Below are 22,698 nucleotides of genomic sequence, written 5' to 3'. Positions count from 1 at the left end.
GCCAAAAGTGACGCATGTTCATCTTCAAACTCGGGGATACCGGCGGTAACGTCCGGCTCACCCCCGTCGCGAGGAGCCAGCCATGCCCCGGCGTACCCCACGCACCATCCTCGACAGACAGAGAACTCCCCGCAGATTCACCAAGTTCCTCAAGGGCGCATCCATATGCGTGCTCGTTGCCGGTCTTTTGTCACCTCTTTCCCAAGCGACCGCCGCGCAGCCCGCTCAAGCGACCGCCGCGGCAGCGGCCAACGACTACTGCGGCGGCCGGTGTTCGGACATCCTCCCGGCGGGCCAGAACGGCAACGCGACCCTCGCCGAGATCCTCCTGAACCAGGCCTTCGGCAGCCAGCCCGCGCACGCGGACGACCAGCTCGCGCCGTACGGCAACCTCGCGTCGGGCTACTCCGGGCTCACCGACGCCAAGATCAACGACTTCTTCAGGGACGCCTCGTTCGGGGTCCCCGCCGACCAGGTCGAGTCGACCATGAAGCCCGCCGGACGCACCGACGTCACGATCGTCCGCGACAAGAAGACCGGTGTGCCACACATCACAGGCACCACCCGTTACGGCACGGAGTTCGGCGCCGGGTACGCGGCCGCCCAGGACCGGCTGTGGCTGATGGACGTCTTCCGGCACGTCGGACGCGGCAAGCTGACCCCCTTCGCCGGCGGCGCGCCCTCCAACCAGGGCCTTGAGCAGGAGTTCTGGCGCCACGCCCCCTACACCGAGGCCGATCTGCAGGCCCAGATCGACAGCGCCGTCGCCACGAACGGCGCCCGCGGCCAGCAGGCCCTCGCCGACGTCAAGGCCTACCTCGCCGGCATCAACGCGTACATCGACGCCTCCGACAGCGGTCGCTACTTCCCCGGCGAGTACGTCCTGACCGGCCACAAGGACTCGATCACCAACGCCGGGACCATCGAGCACTTCAAGGAGACCGACCTGGTCGCCCTCGCCTCGGTGATCGGCGCGCTCTTCGGCTCCGGGGGCGGCGGCGAGGTCAACAACGCCATCTCACTCCTCGGCGCCCAGTCCAAGTACGGCGTGGAGGAGGGCACCAAGGTCTGGGAGTCCTTCCGCGAGCGCAACGACCCCGAGGCCGTGCTCACCGTCCACAACGGTGAGAGCTTCCCGTACGCGACCAAGCCGGCCGCCCCCCAGGGCGAGGCCCTGCCCGCCGCGGGCTCGGTGGCCGAGGAGCCCCTGGTTTACGACCGCACGGGCAGCGCGGCCACCACCACGGCCACCGGCACGTCCGCCGCGGCGACGTCGAGCGCCCTCAGCTCGGCGAAGCGCGGCATGTCCAACGCCCTCGTGGTGAGCGGCGAGCACACCGCGAGCGGCAACCCGATCGCCGTCTTCGGACCGCAGACCGGCTACTTCGCGCCACAGCTGCTGATGCTCCAGGAGATCCAGGGCCCCGGCCTCAGCGCCCGCGGCGCCTCCTTCGCGGGCCTGAGCATGTACGTCGAACTCGGCCGCGGCCAGGACTACGCGTGGAGCGCCACGACCTCCGGCCAGGACATCATCGACACCTACGCCGTCGAGCTGTGCCAGGACGACACCCACTACCTCTACCGCGGCACCTGCACGGCCATGGAGAAGATCGAGCAGACCAACGCCTGGAAGCCCACCACCGCCGACGGCACCGCGGCCGGCTCGTACCGCATGCAGGTCTGGCGCACCAAGTACGGCCCGGTGACGCACCGCGCCACGGTCGACGGCAAACGGGTCGCGTACACCACCCTGCGCTCCTCCTACATGCACGAGGCCGACTCGATCATCGGCTTCCAGATGCTCAACGACCCCGACTACGTGAAGAGCCCCCAGACCTTCCAGTCGGCGGTGCAGCACATCAACTACACCTTCAACTGGTTCTACGCCGACTCGCAGCACACCGCCTACTACAACAGCGGCGACAACCCGGTCCGCGCCAACGGTGTCGACGCCGAGTTCCCGGTCTGGGCGCGGCCCGCGTACGAGTGGAAGAACTGGACGCCGACGACCAACACCGCCGACTACACCCCGGCGTCCGCGCACCCCAACTCCATCGACCAGGACTACTACATCTCCTGGAACAACAAACAGGCCAAGGACTACACCACGGCTCCCTGGGGCAACGGCTCCGTCCACCGCGGCAACCTCCTGGAGGACCGGGTGAAGAAACTGGTCACCGCGGGCGGGGTGACAAGGGCGTCGCTTACCAGGGCGATGGCCGACGCGGCGCTGGCCGACCTGCGCGCCGAGGACGTACTGCCCAAGCTGCTGAAGGTGGTCAACAGTTCGCCGGTCACCGACTCGGCCGCCGCGGCGGCCGTGACGAAACTGTCCGACTGGGTGACGGCCGGCGCCAAACGCAAGGAGACCTCGGCCGGTTCGAAGGCGTACGCCAACGCCGAGGCGATCCGCATCCTGGACGCCTGGTGGCCGCTGCTGGTGAAGGCCGAGTTCGAACCCGGCCTCGGCAGCGACCTCTACACCGCCATGACCGCCAACCTCCCCGTGGACGAGGCCCCGTCGGCAGGACACGGGCCCACCGGCTCGCACGCCGGAAGCTCCTTCCAGTACGGCTGGTGGAGCTACGTCCACAAGGACATCCGGGCGGTGCTCGGCGAGACCGTGGAGGGCGGACTAGCCAAGCCCTACTGCGGCGGCGGCAGCCTCGCTGCCTGCCGGACCATCCTGATCAACACCCTCAAGGAGGGCGCCGCCAAGACCGCCGCCCAGGTCTACCCGGGCGACGACCTCTGCTCGGCCGGCGACCAGTGGTGCGCCGACTCGGTCAACCAGCGCACGCTGGGCGGCATCAAGCACAACAAGATCAGCTGGCAGAACCGGCCGACGTACCAGCAGGTCGTGGAGTTCGCCTCACACCGGTGACGACAGGCACCAGCGGGCGGCGGGTCACCGGATACGGCCCGCCGCCAGCACCACCTGCGCCAACTCCCGGTGACAGATGTCGCTGTGGGCCCCTGACGGGGCTCCGCCGCGCTTCACCACCGCGGACGCGTCGATGTTCACGCACCCCGACACGGGCAGCTTCGCCCGCAGTGCGTCGGCGAGCTCGAACGCCTTCGTACCCGCCACCGCCTGCACCCCGTCGAACCCCAACGCCCCCCACTTGCCGCCCAGTAGACGCGGCAGCCGCAGGTCGACGGCGGAGTCGCTGTCGCCCGCCATCCGGGAGGCCATCGGGTAGACCGTCCCGAGCGCCGAGTCGAAGCGGGAGAAGCAGCAGACCAACGGGCCGTCGACACGGTCCTGTTGACCGTGCAGGACGCCCTTGCCCCGCGCGTCGTGCGGCAGCCGCGCCGCGAACGCGTAGTGGGAGAAGGCCGCTTGGAGCAGAGTCACCGACTTCACGTTCCGTACGCCCTTGGGCAGCCCACGCAGCGCGAACGACACCAGGCGCCCGCCGAAGCTGTGCCCCACGAGATGCACCCGCAGCCCGGGCGCCACCTGCGAGAGCCGCCCGACCAGCGGGCCAAGACCGCGCTCACCGACCGTGCCCGCGCGCCGCTTCATGGCGAAGTACGTTGCCTGCCGCAGCAGTTCATGCGCGCCGTCCCAGACCCGGGGAAGCCCGAACGAGGCCTGGACCCCCTCGGTCCGGACCCCTGTCCCTGTGCCGGCCCCGACGCCGACCGCGAGCTCGCCGTCGGCGCCGGCCCGGTCCTCCGCCAGCGCCCGCGCGAACTCCCGGCACAGTCGAGCCGTGTCCCCGAGGAGCATCTCCGGGTCGCACTGCGGCCCGGCCTCCGCCACGGTGTCCGCGGCGAACACCGTCCCCGGCGCCTCGGGACGCAGCTCGACGAGCAGCCGTACGAGCCGCCCGAACTCCTCCAACGCGGCTTCGTCGTCCGGCTGTTGGTCGAGCATCCGGGCGATCTGGTCGACCAGGGTGGCCCGGCCTGGGAAGACCTCCAGCAGGCCGCCGCGGGTGCCCTCGTCCAGAGCCGGACCCACGGTCGCCGCCGTCACCGTCCGCTCGAAGTCGGGGATCGGCTCGTCCGAGAACCGCATCGACGGCCACACCACGCCCACGAACCCGAGCCGGGCGTTCGGCGCGAGCCCGGGGAACGGTTCGAAGAACCGGCTGTAGAGCCGTGTCGCCCCCGACCGGTCGCTGTTCCAGCCGTGCGCGAACACGATCAGATCCTTGACGCCCCGCTCCGGCGCCTCCTTCAGCAGCCGGTCGCGCTGCTTGGCGTTCACATCCCCGTCCGCGTCGAACGTCAGCTCCCAGTAGGGAGTCACACCCACTTCCGGCTCCGTCATGACGAGCCCCCTTCGGCCCCCGCAACCCGCTCATACAGGGGCATCGTCCCGCCGGGGAGGGGAGTTGGCCATACGCCACGTGGGGTCCGGCGGGACCGAACTCATTTCTCAGCGATACCGGGGATATTGGCGATATCAGCGATAGAGGAGGTACTTCCCGCGCATCCGGCGGAAGGCCGCCAGCTCACCCTGCCAGGCCGCCACGACCTCGTCGGCACCCGCGCCCGCGTCGATCATCGTGCGGACCTGCGTCGAGCCCGTCAGCTTGTCGATCCAGTTGTCGGAGCGCCAACCGAAGCCGCTCCACACCTTCTTGGCGGTCACCAGCAGCGCGACCCCGGTGCGTACGGGGTCGTACGCGGCCCGGTCGTGGACATGGAGCTGTACGCCCCCGACGGTCTTCCCCTGGAACTTCGAGAAGGTGGGCGCGAAGTACGCCTCCCTGAAGTGCACACCGGGCAGCCCGAGTCGGCCGACCTCGGCGGCCCACCGCCGGTCGATCCCTTCCGCGCCGAGCAGCTCGAACGGCCGGGTCGTGCCGCGCCCCTCCGACAGGTTCGTCCCCTCGAAGAGACACGTCCCCGAGTACACGAGCGCGGTGTCCGGCGTCGGCATGTTGGGGCTCGGCGGCACCCAGGGCAGGCCGGAGGCGTCGTAGAAGTCCGACCGCCTCCAGCCCGACATCAGCACGGTGTCCAGCGGCACCGGCGCCGCGAGGAACTCCTTGTTGAACAGCCGCGCCAGCTCCGCCACCGTCATCCCGTGCGCCTGCGCGATCGGCTCCCGGCCCACGAAGGTCGCGAACTCCTTGTGCAGCACGGGCCCTTGGGCACTCCGGCCGGTCACCGGGTTCGGCCGGTCGAGCACCACGAAACGCTTCCCGGCGAGCCGGGCCGCCTCCATGCAGTCGTACAGCGTCCAGATGTACGTGTAGAAGCGGGCGCCCGCGTCCTGGATGTCGAAGACGACGGTGTCCACGCCGGAGGCCGTGAAGATGTCGGCCAGCGGCTGCCCGCTCTTGAGATACGTGTCGTAGACGGGGAGGCCGGTCGCCGGGTCGTCGTAGCGGCCCTCGGAGCCGCCGGCCTGGGCGGTGCCGCGGAAGCCGTGCTCGGGGCCGAAGACGGCCACCAGGTTCACGCGGTCGTCCGCGTGCATGACGTCGACGATGTGGCGGACGTCCCGGGTGATGCCGGTCGGGTTGGTGACGATCCCTACGCGTTCGCCGTCGAGGACGGTGTAGCCGTCCGCGGCGAGACGCTCGAAGCCGGTCCGCAGGCGGCGGGCGCCCTTCGGTTCCTGGACGGCCGCCGCCGTGGTGGGCGGGTTCGCCGAGAACGCCGCCGCGGCGGTCGTGGCGGCGAGGAGACTCCGTCTGGACAGGCGGCGCATGTGGTGACCTCCGTGATTGCGGAAGGCTGGCACGAGCACGCTAAGGGCTCCGCCGGTTGTTCGTAAGCTGTGGGTGCGTTGTGGCTTGTCGCGCCCACGCGGCGGAGCCGCGGACGACACAGCCCGCGCCCCTCACAGGGTGCGCCGCTGTCGCCCTTCCCCCTTACATACCGACTGGTTAGTCTGTGTGTGAAGTGGAGCCGAATCTCGTCGTGTCGAAGGAGACCGAACGTGGAAGCCGTGCAGGGTGCCGGAGTGGTTGTCACCGGAGCCGGAGGGGGCATCGGAGCCGCGCTCGCCCGGCGGTTCGCCGCTGAGGGGGCCCGGGTCGTCGTCAATGATCTGGACGCGGGGAAGGCGAAGGCCGTCGCCGAGGAGATCGGGGCGATCGCCGTTCCGGGGGACGCCTCCGCGATCGTGGCCGAGGCCCGGGACGCCCTCGGCGGCACGGTCGACGTCTACTGCGCCAACGCCGGGCTCGCCTCCGGCGGCTCGGAGGCGGCTCCCGAACAGGTCTGGGAGCTCGCCTGGGACGTGAACGTGATGGCCCACGTCCGCGCGGCCGACGAACTGCTCCCCGCCTGGCTGGAGCGCGGCAGCGGCCGTTTCGTCTCCACGGTCTCGGCGGCCGGCCTGCTCACCATGGTCGGCGCGGCCCCGTACAGCGTCACCAAGCACGGCGCGTACGCCTTCGCCGAGTGGCTCTCCCTCACGTACCGCCACCGCGGTCTGAAGGTCCACGCGATCTGTCCGCAGGGCGTGCGCACCGACATGCTCGCGGGCACCGGCAGCGCGGGCGACCTCGTGCTCAAGCCCACCGCCATCGAGCCCGAGGACGTCGCGGACGCCCTCTTCGCCGGGATCGAGGAGGACCGCTTCCTGATCCTGCCGCACCCCGAGGTCGCCGACTACTACCGGGCGCGGGCCACCGACCCCGACCGCTGGCTGACGAACATGAACCACATCCAGCAGAAGTGGGAGGCGGACGGCCGGTGACCACCTCCCTGTACGCGGCGCAGCCGTGGCTCGCGCTCCTGAACGACGTCCAGCGCGGGCCCATAAGCCCCGTCGACTCCCCGGTGCACGCACTGCGCCGGGCCGTCGCCGAGGCCCCCGACCGCACCTTCCTCACCTACTTCGACGGACGGCTCACCTACCGCGAAGTCGACGAGCTGAGCGACTCCGTCGCCGGGCACCTCGCCGCCCGCGGCCTGGAGCGCGGCGACCGGGTCGCCGTCCTGCTGCAGAACTCCCCGCTCTTCGTCGTCGCCGTCCTCGGCGCCTGGAAGGCCGGCGCGACCGTCCTGCCCGTCAACCCCATGTACAAGTCGGGGGAGGTCACCCACGTCCTGCGGGACGGCGAGGTCACCGCGCTGATCTGCTCCGACCGGGCCTGGGAGTCGTATCTGCGCGAGACGGCCACCGACTCGCCCGTACGCGTCGTGCTGACCGGCTGCGAACTGGACCTCCAGACGCGGGGCGACGCACGCGTGCTGAACTTCGAGCGGCTGCCGCAGGCGCCGGACGCCGACGACCTGCTCACCGTCGCCAGGGCCGGACACAAGGCCCCGGAGGGCCGCGCCCCCGGCCCTGCGGACGTGGCGCTGATCAGCTACACCTCGGGGACCAGCGGCGCCCCCAAGGGAGCCACCAACACCCACGGCAACATCATGTACAACGCCGAGCGGCAGCGGACCGGCCTCGCGCTGCCCGAGGCGCCGGTGTACTTCGCGATGGCGCCGCTGTTCCACATCACCGGGATGGTCTGCCAGTTCGTCGCGTGTCTCAACAGCGCGGGCACGCTCGTCCTCGCGTACCGCTTCGAGTCGGGCGTCGTCCTCGACGCGTTCGCCGAGCACCGGCCCCACTACACGGTCGGCCCCTCGACCGCCTTCATGGCGCTGGCCGCGCACCCGTCCGTCACGCCGGACCACTTCTCCTCCTTCGTCAACATCTCCTCCGGCGGCGCGCCCGTGCCACCCGCGCTCGTCGAGAGGTTCCGCGCGGGCTTCGGGCCGTACATCCGCAACGGCTACGGACTCACCGAGTGCACCGCGCCCTGCGCCTCCGTGCCGCCCGGCCGCGAGGCCCCCGTCGACCCGGCCTCCGGGACGCTGGCCGTCGGTGTGCCGGGGCCCGACACGGTCGTCCGGATCATCGACGACCAGGGCGCTGAGGTGCCCTTCGGAGAGCAGGGCGAGATCCTCGTACGCGGTCCGCAGGTCGTGCCCGGCTACTGGCGCCGGCCCGAGGCCACCGCGGAGACCTTCCCGGACGGCGAGCTGCGCACCGGCGACATCGGCTTCATGGACGCGGACGGCTGGCTCTACGTGGTCGACCGCAAGAAGGACATGATCAACGCGTCCGGCTTCAAGGTGTGGCCGCGCGAGGTCGAGGACGTCCTCTACACCCACCCGGCGGTCCGTGAGGCGGCCGTCGTCGGCGTGCCCGACGGATACCGCGGCGAGACCGTCAAGGCGTACATCAGCCTCCGGCCGGGCGCCGATGAGGCCCCGGATACGTTCGCCGCGTACTGCAAGGAGAGACTGGCCGCCTACAAATACCCGCGCCAGGTCGAGATCCTGGCCGACTTGCCGAAGACGGCAAGTGGGAAGATCCTCCGTCGGGAGCTGCGTTCCCGGTCGCAGGACGGTCAGTAGACGGCCGGTGGGTGACCGCCGGGCGGCCGGCGGACCACGTACACAGAACTGCACATTGAACACTGGAAGGCAGGTGGCGGCAGTGCCCAGAACGACGGACGGGGACGGTACGCCCGTTCCGCGGCGGCTGTTGGCGGCCGCCACCCGGCTCTTCGCCGAGCGCGGCTACGACCGCACCTCGGTCCAGGAGATCGTCGAGGCGGCCGGAGTCACCAAGGGGGCGCTGTACCACTACTTCGGCTCCAAGGACGACCTGCTCCACGAGGTGTACGCGCGTGTGCTGCGGGTTCAGCAGGAGCGGCTCGACGCGTTCGCCGGTGCGGACGCGCCTGTGGAGGAGCGGTTGCGGGGGGCCGCCGCCGACGTCGTCGTCACGACGATCGACAACCTCGATGACGCGGCGATCTTCTTCCGGTCCATGCACCACTTGAGTCCCGAGAAGAACAAGCAGGTACGGGCGGAGCGGCGCCGGTACCACGAGCGTTTCCGTGCGCTGATCGAGGAGGGGCAGGAGGCCGGGGTCTTCTCCACGGCCACCCCGGCCGACCTGGTCGTGGACTACCACTTCGGTTCCGTCCACCACCTGTCCACGTGGTACCGCCCCGACGGCCCACTCCCTCCACAGGAGGTCGCCGACCACTTGGCGGACCTGCTGCTGCGGGCGCTGAGGCCGTAGTCGGGGGCTCCGCCCCCGAACCCCCGCTCCTCAAACGCCGGAGGGGCTAGATTTTTCGCGGCCTGGGCCGACACTTTCAGCCCGTCCGGCGTTTGAGGACGAGCGCGCCAGCGCGATACGGGGGTCTGGGGGCAGAGCCCCCAGGGACGGGACGGGTAGGGGCGGCGGGGGCGAGGAAAACCCTGCCCGCCCCGGCGGGTCAGACGTACCGCTTCAGTTCTCGGCGGGCCAGCGACCGCTGGTGGACCTCGTCCGGACCGTCGGCCAGCTTCAGCGTGCGCGCGCCGGCCCAGAGCTCGGCGAGGGGGAAGTCCTGGCTGACGCCACCGGCGCCGTGCAGCTGGACCGCCTTGTCGATGATGTCGACGACCGTACGAGGCGTGGCGATCTTGATGGCCTGGATCTCGGCGTGAGCGCCCTTGTTGCCGACCGTGTCCATCATCCAGGCCGTCTTGAGGACGAGCAGACGCAACTGCTCGACAGCCACCCGCGCGTCCGCGATCCAGTTGTGGACGACCCCCTGCTGCGCCAGCGACTTGCCGAACGCCGTACGGGACACCGCCCGCCGGCACATCAGCTCGATCGCCCGCTCGGCCATCCCGATCAGCCGCATGCAGTGGTGGATCCGGCCCGGACCCAGCCGCGCCTGCGCGATGGCGAACCCGCCGCCCTCCTCACCGATCAGGTTCGAGACCGGAACCCGCGCCCCGTGGAAGACCACCTCGGCGTGACCGCCGTGGGAGTGGTCCTCGTACCCGTAGACCTGCATCGCGCGCTTCACCTCGACACCGGGCGTGTCCCGCGGCACCAGCACCATCGACTGCTGGCGGCGGATGTCCGACCCGTCCGGATCCGTCTTGCCCATCACGATGAAGATCTTGCAGTCGGGGTTCATCGCGCCGGAGATGTACCACTTGCGGCCGGAGACGACGTACTCGTCTGTGCCGTCGGAGGCTCGCTCGATCAGCGTCGTGATGTTCGTGGCGTCGGACGAGGCCACCTCGGGCTCGGTCATCGCGAACGCCGAACGGATCTCACCGGCGAGCAGCGGCTCCAGCCACTGCTTCCGCTGCTGGTCGTTGCCGAACTGGGACAGCACCTCCATGTTGCCGGTGTCCGGCGCCGCGCAGTTCAGCGCGGTCGGCGCCAACTGCGGGGAACGGCCGGTGATTTCGGCGAGCGGCGCGTACTGGAGGTTCGTCAGACCGGCCCCGTACTCGGAGTCCGGGAGGAAGAGGTTCCACAGGCCCTGGCGGCGGGCCTCCGCCTTCAACTCCTCCACCACGACCGGGGTGTCCCACGGCGAGGCGAGCTGCTCGCGCTGCTCGTGGGCGACGGCCTCCGCCGGATAGACGTACTCGTCCATGAAGGCGAGCAGCTTGGCGCGCAGCTCCTCGGTGCGTGCGTCGAATGCGAAGTCCATGGCCGGTCAGCCTTCCTGAAGAGTGGTCAGGCCGTGCTCGATGAAGACGGGGACCAGGTCGCCGATACGGTCGAAGCCCGCGCCGACGGTCTGGCCGAGTGTGTAGCGGTAGTGGATGCCCTCCAGGATCACGGCGAGCTTGAACCACGCGAACGCCGTGTACCAGGCGACGGCGGACACGTCGCGCCCCGAGCGCGCGGCGTACCGCTCGATCAGCTCGGCCGGCTCCGGATGCCCGGCGGCCCTGGCCGTCGTGGAGACCGGCGAGTCGTGCAGGCCGAGCGGGATGCTGTACATCACCAGCAGCCCCAGGTCGGTGAGCGGATCGCCCAGCGTGGACATCTCCCAGTCGAGAATCGCCTTGATCTCGTCGTCCTCGCCGATCAGCACGTTGTCGAGGCGGTAGTCGCCGTGCACGACGGTGGCCGTGGGGGAGTGCGGCAGCTCGCGCCCCAGCGCTGCGTGCAGCTCGTCGATCCCCGCCAGGTCACGGTTGCGGGAGGCGTCCAACTGCTTGCCCCAGCGCCGCAGTTGCCGGTCCAGGAAACCCTCCGGCCGGCCGAAGTCGGCGAGGCCCACCTCGGCGGGGTCCACCGCGTGCAGCTCGACCAGCGTGTCCACCAGACCGAGTACCGCGCCGCGCGTGCGCTCCGGGCCGAGCGGGGCGAGCTGCTCGGCGGTCCGGTAGGGCGTGCCCTCCACGAAGTCCATGACATAGAACGGCGCACCCAGCACCTCCACGTCCTCGCACAGCAGGCGCGTACGCGGCACGGGTACGGCGGTCTCGTACAGCGCGCTGATCACCCGGTGCTCGCGCTTCATGTCGTGCGCGGTCGCCAGGACATGGCCCAGCGGGGGCCGGCGTACGACCCACTTCGAGGTGCCGTCCGTCACCGCGTACGTGAGGTTCGACCGTCCGCCCTCGATCAGCCGGCCGGTCAACGGGCCGTCGACCAGTCCGGGCCGCTCGCTGTCGAGCAGGCCGCGCAGCCGGTCGAGATCGAGACCTGGCGGGTGGTCTGAACTCATCGTGTTTCCTCCGTACGCCGGAAATCAGGACTTCCCCACATGATGCCGACCGGTCGGTATGCAGTCCAGTGCGGGGACAAAACGTGATCGGCGTCTCGGTCACGAAGAACCCCCCGAGTCGTCGATGGCGACTCGGGGGGTTCTTGGTCTTCCGTGCCCGGCGGTCGCCTAGTGGTCGTCCCAGTGCCCGTCGTGCTGGGCGTGGCGATGACCGTCATGAACGTAGTCCACGTGGTCGCCGTGCGTCACGGCCGGGTGCCCGCAGTCCGCGCCGTGCTCGTGGCCGTGCTCCTCGTGGGCGACGTGCCCGCCCGGCTCGCACTCGTCCCAGTGTCCCGAGTGCTGCCGGTGCAGATGTCCGTCGTGCGCGTAGTCGACGTGGTCGCCGTGCGGCACCTCGGCGTGCCCGCAGTCCGGGCCGTGGGCGTGCTCGTGGGCGGTGTGTTCCTGGTGGAGGGTGGTCATGGTGCTCACCTTCGGAGGAGGTGCTGAGTGTGACGCCGGTCAGGCTAGCCACATGAAAGCCAACATATCCGTCTAAATCGGTGCGCGTGTTGTCCGGATGTCCTGGAGGGGTGAGCGGGCGGGGTGCCTCAGCGGGGCGTCTCAGAGGACGAGGGCCACCGCGCAGGCCGCCAGCGCGACCGTGCAGAGAACGGCGGCGGTGGCGTGCCTGGGTGTGAGCGTGGTGGGCTCGCCGCCCTCGGCCAGTACGCGGATCCGGCGGTGTGCGACGGCGAGGAATCCCAGCCACAGCGCGCAGCAGAGCGCGGCCACCGCGATGCCCGCGGCGTCCGCCCCGCCGTGCAGTGCCGACTTCACTGCCAGCACGGCTGCCACGGTTCCCGCCAGGGTCGTACGCCGCCATGCCAGCCGTGTGCGTTCCGGCTGCAGGCCGGGGTCCCGGTCGTCCGTTGTGTCCTGATGGGGGTTCATCACCCCTCCCACCCGAACAGCACGACCACGATCATGGCGACGGCCACGACGGCCACGCCGATGCTCAGCAGTGCGGGAAACCGTGACACCGGCAGGTCCTCGCCGCGTCGCATCGCCTGCTCGCAGCGCACCCAGTGGTTCACGGCCCGCAGGGCGCACAGGACCCCGGCGCCGAGCAGGCCGAGCGCCAGGCCGGCACGCCAGGCCCACCGCAGATCCGGCAGGAACTGGTCCACGGCGAAGCCGCCGCCGATCAGTGCGAGTGAGGTGCGCAGCCATGCCAGGAACGTCCGCTCGTTCGCCAGCGAGAAGCGGTAGTCCGGCGTGCTGCCGTCCTCCTTGATCCGCTCAGGTGCGAACCACAACCGGATGTTCCGCCTGAAATCGATCACGCGGAGGACCTTACCCATGGCTGGGGTGGCGCCTGTTGTCGGTGGTGGGTGGGGCGGGGCCGTGCCGGTATGTCACGTTCGCGACTTCCGGGCGTACTGCCCTGAGTGCCATCGGCGGGCGTTCCCAGCGGGAGCCGTACGTCGCGAACGCTGACATACCGGCACGGCCCCGCCCCGCCTGCGTCGGCGGCTTGCGGCCCGACATTCACACAGTCGCCGACGAGGGGGGGCGGGGCCGGATCTCCCGTCGCGGCCCCGCCCCTCCACGGGGCCACAGGCCCACAATCGTGGTCCGCGGATGGACGGCGACCCCAGCCCCTCCCACCCAGGGGCGCGGGGAACTGCGCACCCAGCCTCCACCTGCCCGCAGGTGACACTCAGCCCCGTTCCCGCAAAGCCCGCAGCCGCGAATACGCCGCCAAGCCGTCCGGCACCCACTCCCACTCCGTCAAGCGCCGCCGTACCTCCGCCTCCGGCAGGAAGCCGTGCCAGGCGACTTCCTCGGCCTGGGGGTCCACCGGCAGGTCGCAGCGCACCTCGTACACCGCGGACCACCAGGTCCGCCCCGCCCCGTCGTCGTACAGGAACTTGAAGAGGAAGGTGGGGCGGGGAAGCCCGGAGACGCCTAGTTCCTCCTCGGCCTCCCGGAGCGCCGCTTCGTCGTACGTCTCGCCCGCGCCCACGACTCCGCCGACGAACATGTCGTAGAGGGAGGGGAACACCAGTTTGGTGGGGGTGCGGCGGTGGATGAACAGTCGGCCTTGTGCGTCTCTGACCTGGATGAAGGCGCAGCGGTGGCGCATTCCCTGTGTGTATACGTCCCCGCGTCTCGCCTGCCCGACTACCTCGTCGTTCGCGTCCACGACGTCGAGGATCTCGTCGGCGGAACTCATGCCCGGACCCGGACTCGTTCCTTGGGTGCCGCACCGCTCGGCATCGCGGGATGCATGCCCAGCAGCACCACGCCGACCACGATCCCGGCGAGGCCCAGGATCTCCCAGGTCAGAGCGCCCGCGTCGGCGCGCAGCCGGTCCCCGAGGAAGCCCACGCCGCAGGCGATACCGGCGAGCGGCTGCGCCGCGGTGAGCGCGGGCAGTGACATTCGCAGGGGTGCCGTCTCGAACGCGCTCTGGACCAGTACGAGTCCTGTGATGCCGAGCGCCACGACCCCGTAGACCTGCCATCCCGTGGCCAGCGCGAGCCATCCGCCGTCGGAGAACCGCTGGCCGCTCACGCGGGTGAGTGCGTCCTGGACGCCGTAGAGGAGTCCGGCTGCCACCCCGAGCAGTACGGGCCCTGCGCTCAGCAGGGAGCGCTTGGCGTAGGTGGTGAGGAGCAGGGCGAGACCGAGCACCGTGCCGATGATCAGCCACTGGCGGAACGGGTCCGTGCGGGCGTCGCCGCCCTGTGGCTGGCCGGCCACGATGAACGCCGTCACGCCGCCCGCGAGCAGCAGGAGCCCGGCCCAGCCCTGCCGTCCGAGCGGCTGCCGGGTCTGGCGGCGGGAGAGTACGAGTGCAAATACCAGGTTCGTCGCGAGCAGTGGTTCGACGAGGGAGATCTCGCCGTTCGCGAGGGCGATCGCGCCGAGCACCATGCCGGCGACCATCAGCCCGATGCCGCCCAGCCAGCGAGGCACCCGCACCAGGTCGAGGAGCAGGCGGGGGGAGAGGAAGTCGCCCAGTGGCGCGCGCGAGGCGGCGTTCTGCTGGAGGACGAAGCCGAAGCCGAGACAGCAGGCCGCGCCGACGGCGAGGAGGAGAACCGGAACCGACACGCTGCGTACCTCGGGGATTTCGGACGGTGGCGGGCGGGGTGCGGGTATCGACCGACTGTAGCCCGAGTGTGCGGAGCCCGGCAGTTGACTGGGTCACTCCGTTGCCCAAGGATCTGACCGACCAGTAACAAGCCGAGGAGGACCTGCTCATGGCGTACGACGCAGATGTGATCGTGATCGGGGCGGGCCTCGCCGGGCTCGCGGCGACCGCGGAGCTCGTCGACGCGGGGCGCAAGGTGATCCTTCTCGACCAGGAGCCGGAGCAGTCGATCGGCGGCCAGGCGCACTGGTCGTTCGGCGGGCTCTTCTTCGTGGACTCTCCCGAGCAGCGCCGGATGCGGATCAAGGACACTCACGCGCTGGCTCTCCAGGACTGGATGGGCACCGCGGGCTTCGACCGCCCGGAGGACCACTGGCCCCGGAAGTGGGCCGAGGCGTACGTCGACTTCGCGGCCGGTGAGAAGCGGTCCTGGCTGCACAAGCAGGGCGTTCGATGGTTTCCCGTGGTGGGTTGGGCGGAGCGGGGCGGATACGACGCCAATGGGCACGGCAACTCCGTGCCTCGGTTCCACATCACCTGGGGTACGGGGCCGGGGCTTGTCGCGCCCTTCGAGCGGCGGGTGCGGGCCGGGGTCGCGAGAGGTCTCGTGCAGTTGAAGTTCCGCCACCGGGTCACCGGGCTGTCGCGGAGCGCGGGTGCCGTGGACACCGTGAGCGGGGAGGTCCTGGAGCCGTCGGACATCCTGCGGGGTCAGGCCAGCGGACGTGGTGTCACCGGGGCCTTCGAGTTCAAGGCTCAGGCCGTGATCGTCACGTCGGGTGGTATCGGGGGCAACCATGATCTCGTGCGCGCCAACTGGCCCGCGCGGCTGGGGACTCCGCCTGAGCGGATGATCTCCGGGGTGCCCGCGCACGTGGACGGCGAGATGCTCGCGATCGCGGAGGGTGCGGGCGCGCGGCTCATCAACCGCGACCGCATGTGGCACTACACCGAGGGCATCCAGAACTGGAACCCCATCTGGGAGAAGCACGGCATCCGCATCCTGCCCGGGCCGTCGTCGCTGTGGCTGGACGCGCGGGGTAAACGGCTGCCGGTCCCGCTCTTCCCCGGCTTCGACACCCTCGGCACGCTCGAACACATCATGAGGACCGGGTACGACTACACGTGGTTCGTGCTCGACCAGAAGATCATCGGCAAGGAGTTCGCGCTCTCGGGATCGGAGCAGAACCCCGATCTGACGGGCAAGTCCGTCAAGGGTGTCTTCCAGCGGGCTCGGGCCGATGTGCCGGGGCCGGTGCAGGCGTTCATGGACAAGGGCGTCGATTTCGTGGTGGAGAAGGATCTTGGCGCGCTGGTGCGGGGCATGAACGCGCTCACCAAGGAGTCGCTCATCGACGAGGCTGCGCTGCGGCAGGAGATCACCGCGCGGGACCGGGAGATCGCCAATCCGTTCACCAAGGACCTCCAGGTCACGGCCATTCGCGGGGCCCGCGCCTACCTCGGCGACAAGCTGATCCGGACGGCCACTCCGCACCGGATCCTCGATCCCAAGGCCGGGCCTCTCATCGCCGTACGGCTCAATATCCTGACCCGCAAGACGCTCGGCGGCCTGGAGACCGACCTCTCGTCCCAGGTGCTCACCGAGGGCGGCGACCCGCTGTCCGGGGTGTACGCGGCGGGGGAGGCGGCCGGGTTCGGTGGCGGTGGAGTGCACGGATACCGGTCCCTGGAAGGGACGTTCCTCGGTGGCTGCCTCTTCTCGGGGCGTACGGCGGGGCGGGCGGCGGCGAAGGCCGTCGGCTGACGGTGGGGCGAAGGAGACCTCAACTCGGGGCCCTTGACGAGTTGTTGACGCGTGTAAAGCGCTGTCCGGGCTTGACGCGAACCGTTGGCTGGGGGTTGTCTGTCCGTAACTGGACCCTGACAGAATCCAACCTCAGGTAAATGTCAACCAGTTGCACAGAATGCCCACAGAATTACCGCGTCGTGTGAGGAAGTTCCGCGGTGTCTCCACCCCCACCCCCCCTGGGCCGCGGCCGCAAGCGCGCGGCTCAAGCCTTCGACGCCGCGCTCGACGACGCCGAACTCGTCGCCGCCCGCGCCGCGTTGGCCCAGGGCCGGTGGACGGCTGTACGCGGCCTGCTCGTCGCGACCGGCGACGACTGGGACCGCCGCGGTCATCGCCTGACCACCCTCGCGCAGGAGTCCAGCACCCAGGCCTGGGCCCGTGACTGGCTGGTCGCCGAGCCGGAGTCGGGCGACGCCTCCGTGCTGCTCGCCCTCGCCACCGTGCAGCGCGCCCTGAACGGCAAGGACAAGCCGGCCCGGGCGCGCGAGGCATGCCGGGTCGCGGCCGGACTGCTGCCCGCCGACCCCACGCCCTGGCTCGGGCTGCTGATGCTGGAGCGCGTGCTCGGCGGCGAGCAGGACGTGGTCCAGCTCTTCGACGAGGTGCGGCACCGGTACGCCGACCACCACCACGCCCACCATCTGATGGTGGCCCGGCTCGCCGAGCGAAGACCCGAAGCCGGGCAGGACCCGCTGCACGAGGTCTACGACTTCGCGACCTGGTCCGCCGAACAGGCGCCCGCCGACTCGCCGTTGGCCATTCTTCCGGTCGTCGCGCACGCCGAGCGCTATCGCGTCCTGGCCGCCGCCGGAATCGAGCCCGCCGATCCCGTGGCCTCCGGGCACTGGGTCGGGCGCCGGGCCCGCCAGGTGATGAAGGCCGCCTTCGACTGGTGGCTGGAGTGGGAGCGCGACGACCATCCGCGCAGCCAGCTCGACCTCAACTTCCTTGCCCACGCCAAGTTCTGCGAGGGCCGGGGCGCCGAGGCCGCCGCCCTCTTCCACCGCATCGGAACGTACGCGACCCCGGTGCCGTGGTCATACCCCGACCGCGACCCGCACAAAGCCTTCCGTACCGCACGCGACAGCGTGCTCGGCACGGTCTGAACAAACGCCCACACCGCAGCCACTGGAACATCCGAAAGGACAACCCCGCCATGACGACGGGCAGTTCGCATACCTCAAGTGCGTCGAGCACGAGCAGACAGACCGCCGCCGACAGCGGCATCAGCACCTTCAAGGGCCAGGACCGGGCCCTGCGTTCCGACCGGCTCGGAACGGGGGGCCTGCTGCTCTCCGTTCTCGCGGCGACCGCCCCGCTCATGGTGGTCGCGGGTGTCATGCCCACCACATTCGCGGTGATGGGCATCGTCGGCCAGCCGCTGCTCTTCGTCCTCCTCGGCATCGTGCTCCTCCTCTTCAGCGTCGGGTACGCCGAGATGAGCCGCCATGTCCACAACGCGGGCGCCTTCTACGCGTACATCTCCCGAGGCCTCGGCGGCACCGCGGGCTCGGGTGCCGCCGCGGTCGCGCTCGTCGCGTACAACGCGATGCAGATCGCCATCTACGGCATCTTCGGCTTCGAGGTGTCCGGCCTCTTCGCCACCTACCTCGAAGTCGAAGTCGCCTGGTGGATACCGGCGTTGGTGGCCGCCCTGGCCGTCGGAGCGCTCGGCTGGCTGAAGATCGACGTGAACGCGTGGGTGCTCGGCGTGCTGCTGGTCATCGAGGTCGCGCTCGTCGTCATCTTCGACATCGCGGCCGTCGCCGACCCCGCCAAGGAGGGCCTGTCGCTGCACGCCTTCAACCCGGACACCCTCACCGGGGCGGGCCTCGGCACCGCCCTGTGCTTCTGCATCGCCGCGTTCCTCGGCTTCGAGCAGGCCCCCGTGTACGCGGAGGAGACCAGCCGCCCGCACATCCTGGTCCCGCGCGTGATGTTCCTCGCCATCGGCTTCGTCGCCGTCTTCCTCGCGGTCAGCTCCTGGGCGCTGACCGTCGCCGCGGGGCCCTCCGCGATCGTGGGCGCCTCCCAGAAGCAGAGCGCCGGACTGCTGTTCTTCCTCACCGACGAACGGCTCGGCGGGACGTTCACCGACGTGCTCCATGTGCTGTTCGTGACCGGCATGTTCGCGGCGATGCTCAGTTTCCACAACGTCGTCGCGCGGTACGCCTTCGCCATGGGCCGCGAGGGCCTGCTGCCCTCCGTCTTCGGCCGGACCACGGGAGCGAGCGGCGCGCCCGGCACGGGATCGCTGCTGCAGACCGTCATCGCCGTGGTCGTCGTCGGGGCGTTCGCCGTCGCCGACGACAAGCCGACCGGCGACCCGACCACGCCCGTGCTGCAACTGTTCACCTGGGTGGGCAACGTCGGTGCCCTCGGCATCATCCTGCTGATGGCGACGGCCTCGCTCTCCGTCGTCGTGTTCTTCGCCCGCCGGGGCGCCGCGGGAGCCCAGGCCTGGCGCCTCGTGGCCTCCGTGATCGCCGGTGTCTCGCTGCTCGTCATCGCCGTCTACACCGTCAAGGACTTCGACGTCCTCGTGGGCGCGGGCCCCGGCTCCTCGCTGAGCTGGGTACTGCCCGGCATCATCGTGCTCGCCGCGGTGGCGGGCATCCTCCAGGGCCAGTACCTGAAGGCCCGCAAGCCCGAGGCGCACGCCAGGATCGGGCTCGGCAACGAGGCGTTCCAGCTGGAGAAGGCGGCCGAGGGCGACGTGTGAGCGGCTCGGGCAGCGGCATCCTGCCCGTTGGGCACTCGCTCTCGGCGCTCGGCCCACGGGTGCCGCGGTTCTGAGAAAGCCGTAAGAAGTGATTACGGAACTCTGACGGACACCCTTGGCCCCTGGCTTCCGGGGGCCAAGGATGTTCGAATCAGTAGGTGAACACGGAACAACCGACCGCTTCGGATCCGGAGGGGAGCGGCACCCCGGTGGGGCGGCGGCTCATGCTCGGGATGCTCGGACTCGGCGCACTCGGCGTGGCCACCGCGCCCACGCTCCAGAGCGGCCTGGAGTCCTTCCTGGGCAGCGCCGCGGACAAGGACCCGACCGGGCTGACCGGCCTGCTGCCCAACGGCGGCGGCTTCCGCTACTACTCGGTCACCTCGTCCGTCCCGCACAAGAACGAGGACAACTACCGCCTCAAGATCGACGGCCTGGTCGACCACCCCGCCACGTACACACTGGCCGACCTGCGTGCTCTGCCGCAGACCCGGATGGTGCGTGACGTCCAGTGCGTCACGGGGTGGAGAGTGCCGGACACTCCCTTCGAGGGCGTACGGCTGTCCCAGCTGCTGGACGCCGCGGGGGTGCGGTCCTCGGCCGGGGCGGTTCGGTTCACCTGCTTCGACGGTGCGTACTCGGAGAGCCTGACCCTGGCCCAGGCCCGCCGCGCCGATGTCCTCGTGGCTCTGCGTATGCAGGACAAGGATCTGAACCACTCGCACGGTGGTCCCGTCCGTCTCTATGTCGCCCCCATGTACTTCTACAAGTCCGCGAAGTGGCTCTCCGGTATCACCCTCACCTCGGACGTCCGGCCCGGCTACTGGGAGGACCGGGGGTACGACGTGGACGCCTGGGTCGGCCGATCGAACGGACGGGACGATGACGCGACCTGAGACCGAGGTCCCGGACGCGCCCGACCGGGCGGCGAACACCGGGGAGCGGTTCGCGAGTTCGGTACGGGTGCCGCGGTTCTCGCCCGCCGAGCGGTGGGTGCACCGGGCGACGGCGGTGCTGATGGGCGTGTGCGTGGCGACCGCTGCCTGTCTCTACCTGCCGCAGCTCGCCGAACTCGTCGGTCGGCGCGAGCTGGTCGTGCGGGTGCACGAGTGGTCGGGGCTGTTGATGCCGGTGCCCGTCCTTGCCGGGCTCGTCTCACGGGCCTTCCGGAAGGACCTGCGGCTGCTCAACCGGTTCGGGGCGCACGACGGGGTGTGGCTGCGGGCGGCGTTGCGGCGTGACGCCCGGCCCGAGTCCCGGCCGGCCGGGAAGTTCAACGCCGGGCAGAAGGTGTACGCGGCGTGGATCGCCGGGGCCGTTCTCGTCATGCTCGGGACGGGGTTGCTGATGTGGTTCACGCATCTCGCGCCGCTGGTCTGGCGTACGGGTGCGACCTTTGTACATGACTGGCTCGCTCTGACCATCGGCCTTGTTCTCGCGGGGCACATCGGGATGGCCATGGCCCGTCCGGAGGCCCGGCGGGGGCTCCGGACGGGGTCGGTCAGTAAGGAGTGGGCTGAGGAGGAGCATCCGCTCTGGCGGCCGTAGCAGGGGCTTCCCCGCGCCCCTTGATGGCGCTCCCCGATGAGAAGAGTGTGCCGCTGAAGGGGCGCCGCCTCCCGCGAGTTGTCAGGCTTCGGGTGTTCCGAAGTCCAGGAGTACCTTGCAGGACTCCGCGCGGTTCGCCGCCAGGGTGAAGGCCGATTCCGCCTCGCCGAGCGGGACCACCGCGCTGACCAGGTGGTCGAAGCGGGGCTCTCGGGCCAGGAGCGCGAGGGCGTCGTCGAACTCCGTGTCGAAGCGGAAGGCTCCCCGGAGCTCGATCTCGCGGCTGACGACGAGGTTGCCCGCGAAGGGGGACTGGCCCGGAGGCAGCATGCCGAGTTGGACCACGACCCCGCCACGGCGTACGAGGCGGAGGCAGGTGTCCAGGCCGGCGGCGACGCCCGAGGCCTCGATGGCCGTGTCCACCTCGGAGGGCCAGGCGGGAGCGGACGGGTCGTCCGCGCGCAGCGCCTCGTCCGCGCCCGCCGCCACCGCGTACTCCAGGGCGCGCGGGAGCAGGTCCGTGACCGTGACCCGTGCGGCACCCGCCGCCTTCGCCGCCGCGACGACCAGGCAGCCGATGGGTCCGGCACCGGTGACGAGTACGTGCTTGCCGGTCACGTCGCCGGCCCGTCGTACCGCGTGGAGCGCGACGGAGAGCGGCTCCGCCAACGCTGCCCGGCGCAGGGGGAGTCCGGCGGGAATCGGACGCAACTGCTCGGCCGGGACGACGACCTGGGCCGCGAAACCGCCCTGGACGTGGGGTGTGCGGGCCGCGCTGCCGAGGTAGCGGGTGTCGCGGCACACGTTCCGGCGGCCGTCGGAGCACTCCGGGCACACCCCGCACGGTGTCGCGGGGTGCACGGCAACGGGCGTACCGGGTGCGGGGCCTGACGGGCCGTCACCGTCGCCGTCACCGTGGAGAAGTACCGTCCCGACCACCTCGTGGCCGAGGACCATCGGCTCGCGGAGGCGGAAGTCACCGACGCCGCCGTGCCGCCAGTAGTGGAGGTCGGATCCGCACACACCGCCGTAGCGCACGGCGACGAGGGCCTCGCCGGGGCCGGGGGAGGGGACCGGGAGTTCGTCCACGCGCAGGTCGTCCTGGCCGTGGATCACGCAACCGAGCATCAGTACATACCCTTTCGGGGAACTCAGACTTCCGGACAACTCGGACTTTCGGACAGCTCAGGCATTCGGGCAACTCAGGCTTTCGGGCGACTCAGGCTTTCGGGCGACTCAGAGAACGCTGGTCATGCCGCCGTCGACGTACAGGATCTGTCCGCTGACGAAGTTCGCCGCCGGGGAGGCGAGGAACAGGACTCCGCCGACCAGGTCCTCCGTACGGCCCCAGCGGCCGGCCGGGGTCCGTCGGCGGACCCAGGCGCTGAACTCCGGGTCGTCCACGAGGGGTTGGGTCAGCTCGGTCTCGATGTAGCCGGGGCCGAGGCCGTTCACCTGGACGCCCTGCGGCCCCCAGTCGGCGCACATGCCCTTGGTGAGCATCTTCAGCGCGCCCTTGGTGGCGGCGTACGGCGCGATCCCGGGCCGTGCCACCTCGCTCTGCAGGGAACAGATGTTGACGATCTTGCCGTGACCGCGCGCGGTCATGCCGCGGGCGGCCTCGCGGCCCACCAGGAAGGCGCTGGTGAGGTTGGTGTCGAGGATGCGGTGCCAGTCGGCGTCGGCGAACTCCAGGAGCGGGGCCCGCAGTTGCATCCCGGCGTTGTTGACGAGGATGTCCAGCGGGCCCACCCGCTCCTCGACGTCCGCTATCCCGGCTGCCACCGACGGTCCGTCGGTGACGTCGAAGGCGGCCGTGTGGATGTCGCCGGGCAGTTCCGCGGCGGCCTTGGTGAGCCGGTCGGTGTCGCGGCCGTTCAGGACCACCGTGCAGCCTGCCTCGGCGAGGCCCCGGGCCAGCGCGAGGCCGATGCCCCGGCTGGAACCGGTGACCAGCGCCGTACGGCCCCTGATGTCGAAGAGAGGGTGAGTCATCGTCGTACTACTCCCG

At 70.5% G+C, this 22,698-nt stretch carries 20 protein-coding genes; 9 read left to right on the top strand and 11 right to left on the bottom strand.

Annotation, left to right across the window (positions count from 1 at the left end):
- Nucleotides 1–82 precede the first annotated feature (82 nt).
- Nucleotides 83–2,884, top strand: a complete 2,802-nt coding sequence (locus ACH4YP_RS43040) for a penicillin acylase family protein (protein ID WP_398496687.1) — start codon at nucleotides 83–85, stop codon at nucleotides 2,882–2,884.
- Between the two features lie 24 nt (nucleotides 2,885–2,908).
- Here the strand turns inward: ACH4YP_RS43040 and ACH4YP_RS43035 are convergent, their stop codons facing one another.
- Nucleotides 2,909–4,282: a serine-threonine protein kinase gene (locus ACH4YP_RS43035; protein ID WP_398496685.1), complete on the bottom strand. Its 1,374-nt coding sequence runs from the start codon at nucleotides 4,280–4,282 to the stop codon at nucleotides 2,909–2,911.
- Nucleotides 4,283–4,417: 135 nt separating this feature from the next.
- A complete protein-coding gene (locus ACH4YP_RS43030; RefSeq protein WP_361068975.1) occupies nucleotides 4,418–5,674 on the bottom strand; it encodes a DUF1343 domain-containing protein in 1,257 nt (418 codons plus the stop codon).
- A gap of 231 nt (nucleotides 5,675–5,905) precedes the next feature.
- Between ACH4YP_RS43030 and ACH4YP_RS43025 the strand changes: the two genes are divergently transcribed.
- From ACH4YP_RS43025 to ACH4YP_RS43015, 3 genes are all read left to right on the top strand, one after another.
- Nucleotides 5,906–6,670: an SDR family oxidoreductase gene (locus tag ACH4YP_RS43025; protein ID WP_398496683.1), complete on the top strand. Its 765-nt coding sequence runs from the start codon at nucleotides 5,906–5,908 to the stop codon at nucleotides 6,668–6,670.
- Nucleotides 6,667–8,334, top strand: coding sequence for a class I adenylate-forming enzyme family protein (locus ACH4YP_RS43020; RefSeq protein WP_398496681.1), 1,668 nt, complete (start codon nucleotides 6,667–6,669; stop codon nucleotides 8,332–8,334). The genes ACH4YP_RS43025 and ACH4YP_RS43020 overlap by 4 nt, the downstream gene beginning before the upstream one ends.
- Nucleotides 8,335–8,416: 82 nt before the next feature.
- Nucleotides 8,417–9,010: a TetR/AcrR family transcriptional regulator gene (locus tag ACH4YP_RS43015; protein ID WP_361068966.1), complete on the top strand. Its 594-nt coding sequence runs from the start codon at nucleotides 8,417–8,419 to the stop codon at nucleotides 9,008–9,010.
- A 199-nt stretch (nucleotides 9,011–9,209) separates the two neighbouring features.
- On the opposite strand, the gene ACH4YP_RS43010 is transcribed toward ACH4YP_RS43015, so the two are convergent.
- From ACH4YP_RS43010 to ACH4YP_RS42980, 7 genes are all read right to left on the bottom strand, one after another.
- Nucleotides 9,210–10,433: an acyl-CoA dehydrogenase family protein gene (locus tag ACH4YP_RS43010; protein ID WP_361073250.1), complete on the bottom strand. Its 1,224-nt coding sequence runs from the start codon at nucleotides 10,431–10,433 to the stop codon at nucleotides 9,210–9,212.
- Between the two features lie 6 nt (nucleotides 10,434–10,439).
- Nucleotides 10,440–11,462 carry a phosphotransferase family protein gene (locus ACH4YP_RS43005; protein WP_361073247.1) on the bottom strand — a complete coding sequence of 341 codons (1,023 nt, stop codon included), beginning with the start codon at nucleotides 11,460–11,462 and terminating at the stop codon, nucleotides 10,440–10,442.
- A 168-nt stretch (nucleotides 11,463–11,630) separates the two neighbouring features.
- Entirely contained in the window at nucleotides 11,631–11,927 is a 297-nt protein-coding gene (locus ACH4YP_RS43000; RefSeq protein ID WP_361073244.1) for a hypothetical protein, read from the bottom strand.
- A gap of 141 nt (nucleotides 11,928–12,068) precedes the next feature.
- Entirely contained in the window at nucleotides 12,069–12,398 is a 330-nt protein-coding gene (locus ACH4YP_RS42995; protein WP_361073241.1) for a DUF202 domain-containing protein, read from the bottom strand.
- Complete coding sequence (locus ACH4YP_RS42990; protein WP_361073238.1) at nucleotides 12,398–12,790, bottom strand: DUF202 domain-containing protein; 393 nt, start codon at nucleotides 12,788–12,790, stop codon at nucleotides 12,398–12,400. The genes ACH4YP_RS42995 and ACH4YP_RS42990 overlap by 1 nt, the downstream gene beginning before the upstream one ends.
- Before the next feature lie 377 nt (nucleotides 12,791–13,167).
- Entirely contained in the window at nucleotides 13,168–13,683 is a 516-nt protein-coding gene (locus ACH4YP_RS42985) for an NUDIX domain-containing protein (protein ID WP_361062143.1), read from the bottom strand.
- Complete coding sequence (locus tag ACH4YP_RS42980) at nucleotides 13,680–14,567, bottom strand: DMT family transporter (RefSeq protein WP_361062140.1); 888 nt, start codon at nucleotides 14,565–14,567, stop codon at nucleotides 13,680–13,682. Before ACH4YP_RS42980 ends, ACH4YP_RS42985 begins: the two co-directional genes overlap by 4 nt.
- Before the next feature lie 149 nt (nucleotides 14,568–14,716).
- Between ACH4YP_RS42980 and ACH4YP_RS42975 the strand changes: the two genes are divergently transcribed.
- The 5 genes from ACH4YP_RS42975 (at nucleotide 14,717) to ACH4YP_RS42955 (ending at nucleotide 20,687) form a co-directional block, all read left to right on the top strand.
- Nucleotides 14,717–16,372, top strand: coding sequence for an FAD-binding dehydrogenase (locus tag ACH4YP_RS42975; RefSeq protein WP_361062137.1), 1,656 nt, complete (start codon nucleotides 14,717–14,719; stop codon nucleotides 16,370–16,372).
- Between the two features lie 200 nt (nucleotides 16,373–16,572).
- The gene (locus ACH4YP_RS42970) at nucleotides 16,573–17,523 is read left to right on the top strand and encodes a hypothetical protein (RefSeq protein WP_398496677.1); all 951 of its coding nucleotides are present in this window, start codon (nucleotides 16,573–16,575) and stop codon (nucleotides 17,521–17,523) included.
- A gap of 50 nt (nucleotides 17,524–17,573) precedes the next feature.
- Entirely contained in the window at nucleotides 17,574–19,139 is a 1,566-nt protein-coding gene (locus ACH4YP_RS42965; RefSeq protein ID WP_398496676.1) for an APC family permease, read from the top strand.
- A gap of 158 nt (nucleotides 19,140–19,297) precedes the next feature.
- Nucleotides 19,298–20,035, top strand: coding sequence for a molybdopterin-dependent oxidoreductase (locus tag ACH4YP_RS42960; protein ID WP_398496674.1), 738 nt, complete (start codon nucleotides 19,298–19,300; stop codon nucleotides 20,033–20,035).
- Nucleotides 20,022–20,687 (top strand): cytochrome b/b6 domain-containing protein, encoded by a 666-nt coding sequence (locus ACH4YP_RS42955; RefSeq protein ID WP_361062128.1) that lies wholly within the window; start codon nucleotides 20,022–20,024, stop codon nucleotides 20,685–20,687. Before ACH4YP_RS42960 ends, ACH4YP_RS42955 begins: the two co-directional genes overlap by 14 nt.
- Nucleotides 20,688–20,768: 81 nt before the next feature.
- Here the strand turns inward: ACH4YP_RS42955 and ACH4YP_RS42950 are convergent, their stop codons facing one another.
- On the bottom strand, nucleotides 20,769–21,815 hold the full coding sequence (locus tag ACH4YP_RS42950) for an L-idonate 5-dehydrogenase (RefSeq protein WP_361062125.1): 1,047 nt from the start codon (nucleotides 21,813–21,815) through the stop codon (nucleotides 20,769–20,771).
- Between the two features lie 108 nt (nucleotides 21,816–21,923).
- Nucleotides 21,924–22,682 (bottom strand): SDR family oxidoreductase, encoded by a 759-nt coding sequence (locus ACH4YP_RS42945; protein WP_361062122.1) that lies wholly within the window; start codon nucleotides 22,680–22,682, stop codon nucleotides 21,924–21,926.
- Nucleotides 22,683–22,698 lie beyond the last annotated feature (16 nt).

It is taken from the genome of Streptomyces sp. NPDC020747 (genome assembly GCF_044334695.1).
In the GTDB taxonomy this organism is placed as follows: Bacteria; Actinomycetota; Actinomycetes; order Streptomycetales; family Streptomycetaceae; genus Streptomyces.
The sequence above is the reverse complement of the archived record's forward strand: the minus strand, read 5'-3'. Positions and strand labels throughout refer to the sequence as shown.

Bases quoted from the DNA above. Each gene is read 5' to 3' on its own strand.
- ACH4YP_RS42945 (WP_361062122.1), bottom strand. From the start codon at position 22,682: ATGACTCACCCTCTCTTCGACATCAGGGGCCGTACGGCGCTGGTCACC.
- ACH4YP_RS43010 (WP_361073250.1), bottom strand. From the start codon at position 10,433: ATGGACTTCGCATTCGACGCACGCACCGAGGAGCTGCGCGCCAAGCTG.
- ACH4YP_RS43035 (WP_398496685.1), bottom strand. From the start codon at position 4,282: ATGACGGAGCCGGAAGTGGGTGTGACTCCCTACTGGGAGCTGACGTTC.
- ACH4YP_RS43000 (WP_361073244.1), bottom strand. From the start codon at position 11,927: ATGACCACCCTCCACCAGGAACACACCGCCCACGAGCACGCCCACGGC.
- ACH4YP_RS43040 (WP_398496687.1), top strand. From the start codon at position 83: ATGCCCCGGCGTACCCCACGCACCATCCTCGACAGACAGAGAACTCCC.
- ACH4YP_RS42985 (WP_361062143.1), bottom strand. From the start codon at position 13,683: ATGAGTTCCGCCGACGAGATCCTCGACGTCGTGGACGCGAACGACGAG.
- ACH4YP_RS42975 (WP_361062137.1), top strand. From the start codon at position 14,717: ATGGCGTACGACGCAGATGTGATCGTGATCGGGGCGGGCCTCGCCGGG.
- ACH4YP_RS42955 (WP_361062128.1), top strand. From the start codon at position 20,022: ATGACGCGACCTGAGACCGAGGTCCCGGACGCGCCCGACCGGGCGGCG.
- ACH4YP_RS43005 (WP_361073247.1), bottom strand. From the start codon at position 11,462: ATGAGTTCAGACCACCCGCCAGGTCTCGATCTCGACCGGCTGCGCGGC.
- ACH4YP_RS42995 (WP_361073241.1), bottom strand. From the start codon at position 12,398: ATGAACCCCCATCAGGACACAACGGACGACCGGGACCCCGGCCTGCAG.
- ACH4YP_RS42965 (WP_398496676.1), top strand. From the start codon at position 17,574: ATGACGACGGGCAGTTCGCATACCTCAAGTGCGTCGAGCACGAGCAGA.
- ACH4YP_RS43030 (WP_361068975.1), bottom strand. From the start codon at position 5,674: ATGCGCCGCCTGTCCAGACGGAGTCTCCTCGCCGCCACGACCGCCGCG.
- ACH4YP_RS42950 (WP_361062125.1), bottom strand. From the start codon at position 21,815: ATGCTCGGTTGCGTGATCCACGGCCAGGACGACCTGCGCGTGGACGAA.